Raw genomic sequence first — 12,564 nt, forward strand, 5'->3', positions numbered from 1 at the left:
CTTTACCACTGGACCCTAATTCGTGGCCGTGCAGACACAACCGGGTATGCCGCCGGAGTGGCTGGTCCTCGGGCTCGCCCTCGGCATCGCCGGAACCCTCGTTGTCGCCGGACTATTCGTCCTCGCGAATCGCGTGTTTCCGGCCGAGCGGCCGAACCGGCAGGCGACAGACGGCGGGGAGATGCGACGCCGGGCAGAGCTGCGCGAGTACCTCACCGCTATCGACGAGCAGTTCGCCGAGAACCACTTCGTCGAGGGGCAACACGTCGCCTTCTATCTCCCCAAGCGGGACGTGGCAATCACGTTCGACGCCCGAGCGTACTACCGCATCGAGCGGTCCCCGACTATTCCCGTACTGGTCGAACACGAGATGCCGGGCGTCTATCTCGGCGCACGCCTGCCCTTCGAAACGCCCGAAGTTGACCTCGGCCCGGATCCCGAAGAGGAACCACACCCGACAGTCCAGGCGTTCAGCGAACTGGGACTGACACAGAGCGCGTCGCTGGACGACGTGAAATCGGCCTACCGCGAGCGCGTCAAGGAGGTCCATCCGGACCACGGCGGCAACGAGGACGAGTTCAAGCGCGTCCGGGAGGCATACACCACTGCGAAACAGCACGCGTCCGGGGCATCGCGACAGCGAGCGTCGTAAGCGGAGACTGAAGGCCCCTCACTGCATCGGGACACAGCAGACCGGGACAGACGCATTACGGACAACGGTCTCGGTGACGCTTCCGGTCAGGTATCGCGTGAGGCCGGAGCGGCCGTGTGTTCCCATCGCGATGAGGTCGATATCGTGTTCCTCGCTGTAGGAGAGAATCGCGCGTGCAGCCGGGCCGCTTGCGATGTTACCTGCGACACTGACATCTGCGTCGCTGGCACGCTCATGGACCGTCGCAAGTGCCTCCTGGCCAGTTTGCTCAAGCGCCTCGTGAATCTCTGCTGATCTTTCAGCGCCGCCGAACCGGCTCGTGTCGACAGAGTAGAGCGTGTGTACGGTTGCGTCATACAGCTCCGCTAGCGTGACCCCCCATTCGATTGCGAGTGTTGCCCCCTCGCTGCCGTCAGTCGGGACGAGAATGTTTTCGTACCGTTGCTCGCCGATTTCGACGATATCCCCATCCGGAGTGACCGTGACGATTGGGACAGCGGCAGTCCGCAGCGTCTTTTCTGCAACACTCCCGAGTGCAACCCGTTCGAACCCTGTCCGTCCCTGCGTCCCCATAACAATGAGATCGATGTCGTGAGCATCGACGTAGTCGTTGACCGCCTGAAACGGAATCCCCGACTCGACGGCGGTAGTGATTTGCCCGGAGAGATGCGCCCTGGCGAGTCTCGCGATGGAGTCTACCGCCCGTTCAGCCGCCTCCGTGAGGAGACGCTCCCGGTCGGTCTGCCCGTCAGAATTCAGCTCCGGTTCGATGTCACGGGCGTCAACTGCTGACAGTACGTGGAGGTCGGCACCGATTGTAGCTGCGAGATCGATAGCTCGCCGAGCCCCTATTCGTGCCCCGTCACTGCCGTCGGTCGGCACGAGAATCGAGTTGATCGTGTGGCTCATAGCCACGGTTTGACAGGCTATTGATTTAACACTACGTTCGATTCCCGCCACGTTGCAGAGTGAGTTTACGACCGCCCTGTGCTCGTAGGTGTACTGCATCTTGCACGCCTCGGTCAACGGACGGCGAACCGACCAGCTGCCGCCGGCAAGACCGAGAGGCGTTCACAGCCGACGGGACTGCGTCGTGTCTCCGAACAAGGCGCACCACCATTTTATCCACAGGCTGACCGTAGTCACGATATGATCGCACGGATTCTCGTTCCGATGGACGATTCGGAAATGGCCCGGCGAGCGCTTGGGTACGCCCTTGAGAACCATCCTGACGCGGAGATTACTGTCTTACACGTCGTGGGCGGACCGTCGCCGTTGGGGGGAGCGGCCACCTCACTTGCTCTTGAGGATGATGTCGAAGCGGCTGCCGAGAGGCGTGCGGAAGGAGTATTCGACGAGGCTCGTGAGCGCGCCGCCGAGTACGATGTCGAAATAACCACTGAAGTGCAACTGGGCCACCCGGTCCGGGCGATTCTGAATAGAGCTGACGACTTCGATGCGGTCGTACTCGGAACGCACGGCGGCTCCTTAGCCGATCGGCTGGTCGTCGGGAACGTCGCTCAGAAAGTGTTCCGTAACTCGCCTGTTCCAGTCATTATCGCCCGATAAGTGGTGGCAGCTGCGACCGATGGACAGACTGCCCTAAGCACCGACAGCGACGGGACACCGGCCGTCTGTGCCAGAGTTAGTTTCGAAAGTCTTGCGGGTCGCAAGAGTGACTACGGCGTCACGACGAGCTTGCCAACGCTATCGCGATTCTGCATTGCCACAAACGCCGTACCGGTCTCTTCAAGCGAGTACGTCTCCTCGATTTCGGGGGAGAGCGAGCCGTCAGCAACGAGGCCGACGAGTCGCTCTAGGTCGCCCTGCGTCCCCATCGTACTCCCGATGACACGTTTATGCCCGAGGAACAGGTCCGGGATGTCGATTTCGGACGTGCCGCCGGCCGTCCGCCCACAGACCGCCATCCGGCCGCCGCGTCGCAGCACGTCAAGGCCGACCTGCGTGTACTCACCACCGAGGTGATTGAGCACGCCGTCGACTGTGCCGACATCGTCGACTGCCGCCCGAATCTCGTCCGGGTCGGTGCTCTTGATTGCGTGGTCCAGACCGAGCGATTCGACGCGGTCCAGTTTGTCCTGAGAGGAGGAGGTGCCGACAGTGTCAGCGCCGAGCGCGTCGGCGAGTTGCACGCCCGCGACACCGACGCCGCCGGTGACGCCCGGGACGAACACCAGGTCGCCCGGACCGGCCTCGACCCGCCGGAGCATGTGGAAGGCCGTCATGTAGGCCGTCGGCAGCGCGGCCGCCTCGACCGTGTCCACGCCGTCGGGGAGCGCGACGAGGCGGTCGGCCTGCACGCGGGCCGCCTCGGCGAGGCCGCCGTGGTACAGCGAGAAGTTCGCACAGAGGTTCTCCGGCCCCTCCCGACAGTAGTGGCAGGTCCCGCAGGTCTCGTTCGGGCAGAGTACCACCCGGTCTCCGGGTTCGACGGCGGTGACGCCCTCGCCCACGGCGTCGACGGTCCCAGCGACATCGAGACCGGTGACAAAGGGCAGGTCGTCCGCGTCGACCATCGCGGAATCGCCTTCGAGAATCCAGAGGTCGTGGCGGTTAATTGCGCACGCCTCGACGGAGACCACCGCCTCGCCGCGTCCGGGTTCGGGGGTCGGTCGGTTGACAATCGAGACGCCGTCCGGGCCAGTGAGTTCGCTGAACGCTGCGGCGCGCATCAGGCCAGTGTTGTGCCACGACGGGCTAAACGACACCGAAGTGTGCGGTGCTGTGTCACGGCGTCCCCCACTCCGGCCGACGGCGGCCTCAGATGCCCTGGCTCATGAGGTGACTGCGCAGCAGGTCCGCCTCCTTGCTGCCGGCGACGGGGTTCACGAGGACGACCACGTCGTCGCTGTCGAAGGCACCGTCGTCAGCCAGCGCCCGCGCGCCGGCGACGGCCGTCCCGCCGGTCGCGCCCGTCTCCGGCCCCATCTCGCAGCCGTCGACGGCACCGGCCAGGATGTCCGTGTCCGGGACGGCGACGCCGCCCCCGCCCGAGCGCTCCAGCGAGTCGAGCGCCGCAGCGCCGGCGGCGGGGTCGGGGACTTCGAGCGGGCCGACGATGGTGTCGGGGTGTTCGACCGTCGCCGGCTCGTCGTCGCCCTCGCGTGCGGCGTCGGCGATGGCGGCCGCCGAGTCGGGCTGTGCGGCGTAGATTCGCGGGACCGCGTTCGCGAGGCCGCTGTCGACCGCCGCCTGGAATCCGCGTTCGAGGCCGACAACTGTCTCACCGTGGCCGGTTGGGTGGACCACCGCGTCGGGGGCCGCCCAGCCGAGGTCGTCGGCGGTCTCGAAGGCGACGGACTTGGCCCCCTCGACGCGGAAGGGGTGTCCGGGCGCGACCGGAACCCAGCCCTCAGCGGCCTCGGCCAGTTCCTCCTCAAAGGCTGAGACGGCGTCGTCGTACCGGCCCTCGACGACGCGCATGTCGCCGCCATGGACGTTCACCATCGCCTTGTTCAGGAACGGACACCGCGAGGGGACGAAGCCCTTCGAGTCGACGCCGGCGCGGGCCGCGTAGGCGGCGCTGGCCTGTGCGCCGTTGCCCGTCGAGGGCGTCACGACGCGCTCGGCCCCGCGCTGGGTGGCGGCGGTGACCGAGAGCGAGAGCTTCCGGTCGCCCAGCGAGGCCGTCGGATTGCGCCCCTCGTCTTTGACGTACACCGAGTCGACGCCGAGTTCCGCGGCCAGGTCCGGGACCGGGACCAGCGGCGTCGCCCCCTCGCCCAGCGTCACCGTCGCGTCCCGCGGGAACGGCCGCAGCGGCTCGTACCGGCCCGGCCCCGTCGCGTCGGGCAGCGCCGCGGGCGTCAGCTCCGGAACGTCGTAGTCGCCGACGAGGACCCCGCCGCAGTCGGGACAGCGGTCGGCCGTGCTGTCGGTTTCTGCGCCACACGCCGTGCAGATGAGGCCGCGAAACGCCGCAGTCGTCTCCATGTCTCCCCCTGTGGACGGGACGACCAAGTGTGGTCCGGTCCCGCTTCAGCACGCTCTTGTCCGGGGCGGTCGAACCTGAGGGTATGACAGATGTCGTCGTCGCCGGAGGCGGACTCGCCGGGCTGGTCGCCGCCCGGCACTTGGCGGAGTCGGGCCGAGACGTGACCGTCTTCGAACAGGCCTCAGAGGTCGGGGGTCGCGTCCGGACGGTCCACGAGGACGGTTACACGTTCGACCGCGGGTTCCAGGTGATGTTCACTGCGTACCCCGCGGCCAAGCGTGAACTCGACATCGAGGCGCTCTCGCCCCGGACATTCACGCCGGGGGCCACTATCGCTAGTCCGAACCACCGTTCGGTGCTGTCGGACCCGCTTCGCAACCCCACGGCCGCGCCACAGACGCTGCTCAACACCGACGTGCGCACGGCCGACAAGCTCAGGCTGTTCCGGCTCCAGCGCGAGCTGGCCGGCGTCGAGCCGGTCGAACTGCTCTCCCGCGGCGGGCGGACCATCCGGGAGTACCTCGCCGACTACGGGTTCTCGCGGCGGTTCGTCGAGCGGTTCGCCGCACCCTTTTACGGCGGCATCACGCTCGACCGCTCGCTGGGGACCGACAGCAGCATCTTCGAGTACACCTACAAAATGCTGAGCGAGGGCGAGATATTCGTCCCGGCCGACGGGATGCAGGCGATGCCGCGACAGCTCGCCGACCGCGCTCGCTCGGCCGGCGCGACCATCGAGACCGACGCGGCCGTAACTGACATAGATACCCACGACGGCGAGGTCACTGTCGAGGTGGGCACGGAGACGGTGACGGCCGAGAGTTGCGTCGTCGCGACGGACCCGGAGACAGCGGCAGAGCTGACGGATATTGATGCGATTCCGACTGCGCCGGTCGGCTGTGTCACGCAGTACTTCGCGCTCCCGACGAACCGCGCGCCGACGACCGGCCAGCGCATCATCCTCAACGCGGCCGACGACCGGCCCAACACCGTCGCGCCGCTGTCGGCGGTCGCCAGCGAGTACGCGCCCGCCGGCATGGAGCTGTACAGCGCCACGTTCCTCGGGACGCCCGACGCGAGCGACGCGGACCTGGCCGCCGAGGTCCGGGACGCGCTCCGGTCGTGGTACCCGAACGCGAGCTTCGAGGCGCTCGAACACCTCCGGACCGACCGGGTCCCGTTCTCACAGTTCGCTCAGCCGCCGGAGTACCGAGAGTCGCTCCCGGACCCGACAGCGCCGGACGGAAACGCGGTGCTGGCCGGCGATTACACCCGCTGGTCGTCGATACAGGGTGCGCTGGAAAGCGGCAAGGTCGCCGCTGATCTGTTACGATAGTAGAACTGCTGAGACAGCTCCGAAGAGACGGCGGTCTATGCGGCTGGACCGCCGCTATTCGTGTTTCCCTCGTGGTCTGGCCCCTCCCCTTCGAGGACTTCAGAGACGTACTTTATTGTCGCGAAGTACAGCAGCAGTAGCGAGAGCAGCGTAATCGCGATGAGACCCAGCGCGATTTCTGTCTGAACCATATTCCAGCGTCCACCGTCGCGGCTCAAATACTTACCGTTATAGCATGCGACGGAACTCCCCCAGCGGCGGGAACGACAGCGTCTCGCGCCCGCTCTCGTCCCAGACCACTGGCTCAAGTCGGTCGGCGTCGGTGACCAGCGGGGACTGGAAGTCGCTGGCTCGCATCTCGTTGACCTCGACACCGGCGTTCAGCCTGTTGAACGACGGGAGCATCACCACGTCACTGCCACGGTACTGGCCGGACCCGACAAGGTAGCAGGGCCGGCGCTGGCCCTCGATGGCAATGGTGGGGTGGTCGTGCCCGACGACGTAGCGGTCGGCGTCGGCCTCGGGGGCCTCGTGGCCGTGGCAGACGACGGTGTCGCCGACCCGGTAGGCCGTCTCGGTCGGCCCGTCCCACACGCTGTCGAGCATCGTGTCGTGGTTGCCCGGCGTCACGAGCAGCCGTGCACCGGCCGTCCGGCAGGCCTCCCTGAGGCCGGCGACGGTGCTCTCGACCGACCGGGGGACGGTCCGAAACGAGTGCAGCAGGTCGCCCGCGACGACGACCTCGTCGGGGTCGTGGCGCTCGACGAGCGACTGGAACCGCTGGACCATGTCCGAACCGGAGCCGACCGGGAGTTCGAGGGTCCCGCCGGTGCCCCGGCCGACGTGGAGGTCTGCGACGACGAGCGTGCCGTCGAGCAGGAGCGACCGGTCGTCGTAGCTGGCTGTCATCGCCGTGAGGTCGGCGCTGGTGACGCTTATATTGTCGGTCACGCGGATGGTCGGTGCAGAGCCGCCCGTGTATCCGGGCCTGACAGTGTCGGTGGTATTTTTACCTGCGACTCCCGTGACTCCTGTATGGTCGACGTCCTGGAGAACAAGCGGGCCGCGACGCGGTTTCGGGTCCTCGTGGAGATCGCCGAGCGCCAGCCCGCAGTGAGTCAGGGCGAAATAGCCGATGCCGTCGGCGTGACGAGCCAGGCCGTCAGCGAGTACATCCGCGAACTCGTCGACGACGGACTCGTTGAGAAGGAAGGCCGGTCCCGCTACCGGGTCACCAAGGAGGGCGTCGACTGGGTGTTCCAGTCTGCGACCGACGTTCGGCGGTTCGCCGACCACGTCACCGACGACGTACTCGGGAGCGTGCAAGAGGACGCCGCCATCGCCACGGCGGATCTGGAAGAAGGAGAGACGGTGACACTCTCACTGTCGGACGGGCTGTTGCACCCCATCCCGGCGGCGGCGACGCGACGGGCGTGACGACGACGAGCGCCGCGGCGGGCGATGTCGTCGGCGTCACCGGCTTCGAAGGCGTCATCGACCTCGACCCCGGCCACGTCAGCGTCATCCAGGTCCCGCCAGTCCGGTCGGGGCCAGTCGAGAACATTGACGAGATCGCCACAGCCTGTGCAGATGTCCCCATCGTCACCGCAGCGGGCGTCGAGTCCGTCGTCGCGCTCCGCGATGCCGACATCGAACCGACGACACATTTCGCGGCTGGCGAGGTAGCTGCCGCCGCCGCATCACGGGGACTCAATGCCGTCGTCGTCGCGACACAGGACACTGTCGGCCGTGTGACCGACGCGCTTCGCGACGCGAGCGTCGACTACGACGTGACGCAGTGACCCGCGAGTAGCGGGACTTTTCCGCTCGGCTGCCGTCAGGACACCCATGAGCGACCACGATATCCATGATGCTGTCGAGGCGTTCCTGAACGAAGCCGACGACGCCTACGGCGAGTACGAGCAAGGGTACACCGACGCTGATGCGACGCTCCGCCGGCTGGAAACGGCTATCGAGGAACTGCGGGCGGCGGCCGAGGAGTAGGACGCCGTCCATCGTCGGGCGAACAGTATTGTAGTCTCAGATTCATGTAGTCCGTATGACGGATGTGGTTCTGGTAGACGGCGCACGCACTGCACACGGTGAACTGCTGGGTGGCCTCGCAGAACGAAGCGCGATAGAGCTGGGTACGGCAGCCGTCGAGGGACTGCTTGACCGAACCGCAATTGATAAACACAGTGTCGACTGGGTCGGTCTCGGAAACGCGGTACAGGCGGGCGTCGGCCAGGTTCCGGCCAGACAAGTCGTCGTCGAGTCGCCGCTCCCTGACGATGTCGCCGCCACGACGGTCAACGAGGCATCGGGGTCCGGGTTGCGGGCGATCACGACCGCCGCCGACCGTATCGAGGCCGGTCGGGCGTCGGTGTGTTTCGCCGGCGGTATGGAGTCGATGTCGAACGCGCCGTATCTCGTTCGGGATATGCGCGGCGGTCGCCGACACGGGAACAGCGAACTCGTCGACGCTATGATATGGGACTCGCTGTGGGACAAACACTGCGACGCCCACATGGGGACGTTGACGGAGGAACTCGCCGCCGGGCACGATATCAGCCGCGCTGCCCAGGACGAGTACGCTCGGCGGAGCAACCACCGGGCCGGCGACGCCATCGAGTCGGGGAAGTTCACCGAGGAGTTGGTCCCCGTCGAGACGGCCGACGGGCTCGTGACCGGGGACGAGGGGCCGCGGCCGGACACGACCGTCGAGCAGTTGGCGACGCTGCCGCCGGCCTTCGTCGAGGGCGGCACCATCACCGCCGGCAACGCCTCAAAGCTCTCGGACGGAGCGGGTGCAGTGGTGCTGGCCGACGCCGAGACGGTCGAGCGCGAAGGGCTTGGACCGATGGCCCACGTCGAAGATTACGCGGTTGCCTACCGTGACCCGTCGGAATTCTCTATCGCCGTCCGCGACGTCGTCGAAAAACTACTTGAGCGCAACGACCTCGCCGTCGCCGACGTGGACCACTTCGAACTCAACGAGGCGTTCGCCGCGCAGATGGTGTACGTCGCTGACGAACTCGACATCCCCGCCGAGAAACACAACCCGCTCGGCGGCGCGGTGGCGCTCGGCCACCCTATCGGGGCCAGCGGCGGCATCCTCACGACCACGATGCTGTACGCGATGGAACGAGAAGACCATCACCGCGGCATCGTGGGGATGAGCGTCGGCGGTGGCGGCGCAATCGCGATGTCTGTGGTTCGGTAAGGACTCGCCAGCGACGAGGCGAGTGAGCGTCGGCGGTGGCGGCGCGAAACGCCACGAACTGAAAGCGGAAGGGCAAGCGGGCACGCCGCACGAAATCAGCCGAAAGGAGAGGATAACAGTTAGATTACGAGCTTGTTTTTCCGATTTCCTCCAGTGAGAGTGTGTAGTCTCCGCGTCCGCTGTAGACATACACGAGGATACCGATCTCGCTGACCTGTGAGAAGTCGTCGATGATTATCTGTTCGTTGCTGTCCTGCGTGTAGGACGCGCGGTCGTAGTCGTTCGGCGTAGGTATGCGACCGTCGAAGGAAACATAGAGGTCGAAGTCAGCATCAGACGGCCCATTGAGGCTGAGGATCAGTTGCAGCGGCGAGTCCGTCTTCAGGGAGTACGTGTACGTATCATAGTCAAGCATCCCGCTGAGCGAGCCGGACGAATCAGTGGTGATGCGGTCTTTTGCTTCAGAAGAGACAGAGACGTTGACTGACGTGGTTGCCTCGGCACCGTCATTATCGGTCACAGTGACGGTAACAGTGTAATCGCCAGTGTCGGTGTACGTATGGCTGACCTCTGCTGCGTCCGACCCCTCAACAGGGTCAGAGCCGTCGCCGAACTCCCAGCGGTAGTTCGTTATCGAGCCGTCGGGGTCACGGGAGCCGCTGGCATCGAAGATAATCTCTCTGTTGACAGTGACAGTTCGCGAGTCGTCGTTGAGCGTCACGATTGGCGGTTCGTTTTTCGAGCCGCCGCCGGCAGTGACGAAGTTGTATGCATCCGCGAGACCGACACCGACGAACTGGCTGTCCTCACTCAGTGGCTGGGCAGTGTCCAGAAGGTTCTGTCGGGTCTGACTGACGGGCCATTCGTGTCTGTCGAGTCCGAGCGCCGCAACGCCGGCGACGGCAGGGGACGCCATTGACGTTCCGGGGAACTGCGCGTAGTCTCCTCCCGGAACGGATGAGAGGACATCATTGCCCGGAGCTGCGATATCGACTTTCTCACCGTAGTTCGAGAACTCGGTGGGACTCTTGTTCTGATCGACGGCACCGACGGCGACACATTCTTCGTAGGCTGCTGGGTACGACACGTCCTGCTGACTTGGCGGGTCACCGTCCTTGTGGTTACCGGCTGCACAGATGAGGAGGACACCCTGATTCCATGCGTACGAGACGGCGTTTTTCATCGTCTGGTTGTAGCCGCCACCACCGAGGGACATGTTGATAATGTCCGCCCCCTGATCAGTCGCCCACTCGACAGCGTTAGCGATATCGGCGGTTCGGCCCCCGTTTGGGCCGAGTGCACGACAACTCAGAAGCCGTGAGTTACTGACACCTGCGATACCGGTTTCGTCATTCGTTTCGCCGGCAGCGATGCCGGAAACGTGTGTCCCATGCTGAGCGGATTGTGGTGCGGGGTCGCTGTCGTTGTCGACGAAGTCCCGTCCTTTCTGGTTCCCGAACTGTCCGTCAAGGTCGGGATGAGTGTAATCCGTACCGGTGTCTATGACAGCGATGGTGACATCCTTGCTGCCGAAGGTAACATCCCAGGCCTTCGGGGCATTGACAAGTTGTGGCGCGTACTGGCTGTCGAACTTCGGATCGTTCGGAACCGTGGCGATCGGCTCGCGAACGTGGTTGAATTCCGTGTACTTGACTCCCTCAATTGCTTCGACCGTCGGAAGAAGTTCTTCCGTGAATTTCTGTGGGACTGCTGAGCGAAGGTACGAAAGCGACTCGTTCACGTCGATAATATCGAGCTGCTCGAGGTCGGATCGCTCCTTTATTTTGCTATGAACATCTGATGCGTTTTTATCATTTGAAACACCGATCAGATATTCTTTTGTATCAGAATTTTGTGATGCACTGGCTTCTCCACCAAAGGCTGCGACCGTTACAGCGGAACCGAGCATCTTGATGACTGATCTTCTGGACGGTTTCGGCAGAGTATGTCGAGACATCCGACTCCCATTAAATATGGGTGAGTTATAAAACTAATATATAATTCCTCATGCAGCCCGTTATTCAATAAACCGAATAACATAAACTGCATTATTAATACGTGCTTATTCTGATATCTGATATATAATGGGATAGAAATAAACTTGCTATTAGTTTCTTTAGTCAGTGAGTCCAGCAGAACAGACGGACGATTCCAATGCTACCGAAGCACAAGGAAGAATTATCGGGCCAGCCGCCCCGAAACAGAGTATGACCGAATTCTCTAAACGAGTAGAGCAGGTATCGATTTCGGGCATCCGTGAAGTGTTCGAGGCGGCCGGCGAAGACGCGATTAACCTCGGCCTCGGCCAACCGGATTTTCCGACGCCGGAGCACGCACGCGAAGCGGCCGTCGAGGCAATTCAAACGGGGGAAGTCGACGCCTACACGTCGAACAAAGGGACCGAGGAACTCCGAGACGCCATCGCCGCCAAGCACGAGCGGGATAACAACCTCGACGTCGACCCCGGAGACATCATTGCCACGTCGGGCGGGAGCGAGGCGCTGCACATCGCCTTGGAGGCCCACGTTGATGCAGGACAGGAGGTTATTTTTCCGGACCCGGGGTTCGTCTCCTACGACGCGCTGACCCATTTAGCCGGTGGGACGCCGCGACCGGTGCCGCTGCGTGAGGACCTCACGATGGCCCCCGAGACGGTCGAGGAAGCAATTACCGACGACACGGCGGCGTTCGTCGTGAACTCGCCTGCCAACCCGACCGGCGCGGTTCAGACCCCCGAGGACATGCGGGCGTTCGCCCGTATCGCCGACGAGCACGACGTGCTGTGTATCTCCGACGAGGTGTACGAACACCAGGTCTTCGAGGGCGAGCACCGGTCACCAGCGGAGTTCAGCGACTCGGGCAACGTCGTCGTGGTCAACGCCTGCTCGAAGGCCTACTCGATGACGGGCTGGCGGCTCGGCTGGGTCACCGGCGCGACGGACCGCATCGAGCGAATGTTGCGCGTCCACCAGTACGCCCAGGCCTGTGCGTCGGCCCCGGCCCAGTACGCCGCCGAGGCGGCACTGACCGGCCCTCAAGAGCCGGTCGCGGAGATGCGCGAGGCCTTTCAGGAGCGCCGCGACGTGCTGCTGGACGGCCTCGAGGAGATGGGACTGGACTGCCCGACGCCCAAGGGCGCGTTCTACGCGATGCCGAAGGTCCCCGACGGGTGGGTCGACGAGGTCATCGATCGCGGGGTCGTGGTCGTCCCCGGCGATGCCTTCGGCGAACACGGCGCGGGCTACGCTCGCATCTCCTACGCGACGGACACGGAGACGCTGAAAGAGGCCATCGATGTCATGGCCGACGCGACGGCGGCGCTCCGCTGAGCGGGGGTCAGCGCGGCCGACGCGGACGCTCGCAGGTGTCGTCGGACCGGACCAGTCGCCCCGAAATTG

Annotated in this window: 12 protein-coding genes and 1 pseudogene; 7 read left to right on the forward strand and 6 right to left on the reverse strand. The window is 64.6% G+C overall.

From position 1 onward, the window contains the following. Nucleotides 1-28: 28 nt before the first annotated feature. The gene (locus DVK00_RS09950) at nt 29-652 is read left to right on the forward strand and encodes a J domain-containing protein (protein WP_101349430.1); all 624 of its coding nucleotides are present in this window, start codon (nt 29-31) and stop codon (nt 650-652) included. Nucleotides 653-670: 18 nt separating this feature from the next. On the opposite strand, the gene DVK00_RS09955 is transcribed toward DVK00_RS09950, so the two are convergent. Further along, the gene (locus DVK00_RS09955) at nt 671-1,561 is read right to left on the reverse strand and encodes a universal stress protein (RefSeq protein WP_121577661.1); all 891 of its coding nucleotides are present in this window, start codon (nt 1,559-1,561) and stop codon (nt 671-673) included. A 240-nt stretch (nt 1,562-1,801) separates the two neighbouring features. Between DVK00_RS09955 and DVK00_RS09960 the strand changes: the two genes are divergently transcribed. Beyond that, entirely contained in the window at nt 1,802-2,221 is a 420-nt protein-coding gene (locus tag DVK00_RS09960; protein ID WP_101349428.1) for a universal stress protein, read from the forward strand. Nucleotides 2,222-2,331: 110 nt separating this feature from the next. Here DVK00_RS09960 and DVK00_RS09965 read toward each other — a convergent pair whose 3' ends face one another. Beyond that, nucleotides 2,332-3,345, reverse strand: a complete 1,014-nt coding sequence (locus tag DVK00_RS09965) for an alcohol dehydrogenase catalytic domain-containing protein (RefSeq protein WP_121536471.1) — start codon at nt 3,343-3,345, stop codon at nt 2,332-2,334. An 88-nt stretch (nt 3,346-3,433) separates the two neighbouring features. Next, nucleotides 3,434-4,606, reverse strand: a complete 1,173-nt coding sequence (locus DVK00_RS09970) for a pyridoxal-phosphate dependent enzyme (RefSeq protein ID WP_101349426.1) — start codon at nt 4,604-4,606, stop codon at nt 3,434-3,436. Nucleotides 4,607-4,689: 83 nt separating this feature from the next. Between DVK00_RS09970 and DVK00_RS09975 the strand changes: the two genes are divergently transcribed. After that, on the forward strand, nt 4,690-5,943 hold the full coding sequence (locus tag DVK00_RS09975; protein ID WP_199722453.1) for an NAD(P)/FAD-dependent oxidoreductase: 1,254 nt from the start codon (nt 4,690-4,692) through the stop codon (nt 5,941-5,943). Between the two features lie 35 nt (nt 5,944-5,978). Here DVK00_RS09975 and DVK00_RS21700 read toward each other — a convergent pair whose 3' ends face one another. Both DVK00_RS21700 and DVK00_RS09980 read right to left on the reverse strand, forming a co-directional pair. Further along, entirely contained in the window at nt 5,979-6,134 is a 156-nt protein-coding gene (locus tag DVK00_RS21700) for a hypothetical protein (RefSeq protein ID WP_004518693.1), read from the reverse strand. Between the two features lie 37 nt (nt 6,135-6,171). Beyond that, nucleotides 6,172-6,852, reverse strand: coding sequence for a metallophosphoesterase (locus DVK00_RS09980; RefSeq protein ID WP_101351402.1), 681 nt, complete (start codon nt 6,850-6,852; stop codon nt 6,172-6,174). 126 nt (nt 6,853-6,978) lie between these two features. Here DVK00_RS09980 and DVK00_RS09985 point away from each other — a divergent pair. From DVK00_RS09985 to DVK00_RS09990, 3 genes and pseudogenes are all read left to right on the forward strand, one after another. Then, a pseudogene (locus tag DVK00_RS09985) lies at nt 6,979-7,745 on the forward strand (MarR family transcriptional regulator). A gap of 46 nt (nt 7,746-7,791) precedes the next feature. Continuing rightward, nucleotides 7,792-7,947 (forward strand): hypothetical protein, encoded by a 156-nt coding sequence (locus DVK00_RS21705; protein WP_199722454.1) that lies wholly within the window; start codon nt 7,792-7,794, stop codon nt 7,945-7,947. A gap of 55 nt (nt 7,948-8,002) precedes the next feature. Beyond that, entirely contained in the window at nt 8,003-9,166 is a 1,164-nt protein-coding gene (locus DVK00_RS09990) for a thiolase family protein (RefSeq protein ID WP_121577663.1), read from the forward strand. A 124-nt stretch (nt 9,167-9,290) separates the two neighbouring features. On the opposite strand, the gene DVK00_RS09995 is transcribed toward DVK00_RS09990, so the two are convergent. Beyond that, on the reverse strand, nt 9,291-10,907 hold the full coding sequence (locus tag DVK00_RS09995) for a S8 family serine peptidase (protein ID WP_304999841.1): 1,617 nt from the start codon (nt 10,905-10,907) through the stop codon (nt 9,291-9,293). Between the two features lie 466 nt (nt 10,908-11,373). Here DVK00_RS09995 and DVK00_RS10000 point away from each other — a divergent pair, with 466 nt between their 5' ends. Continuing rightward, nucleotides 11,374-12,495, forward strand: a complete 1,122-nt coding sequence (locus DVK00_RS10000; RefSeq protein ID WP_101349421.1) for a pyridoxal phosphate-dependent aminotransferase — start codon at nt 11,374-11,376, stop codon at nt 12,493-12,495. The last annotated feature ends 69 nt before the right edge of the window (nt 12,496-12,564 follow it).

The sequence above is a fragment of the Haloarcula sp. Atlit-47R genome, assembly GCF_003665985.1.
GTDB classification, from domain to species: domain Archaea; phylum Halobacteriota; class Halobacteria; order Halobacteriales; family Haloarculaceae; genus Haloarcula; species Haloarcula taiwanensis.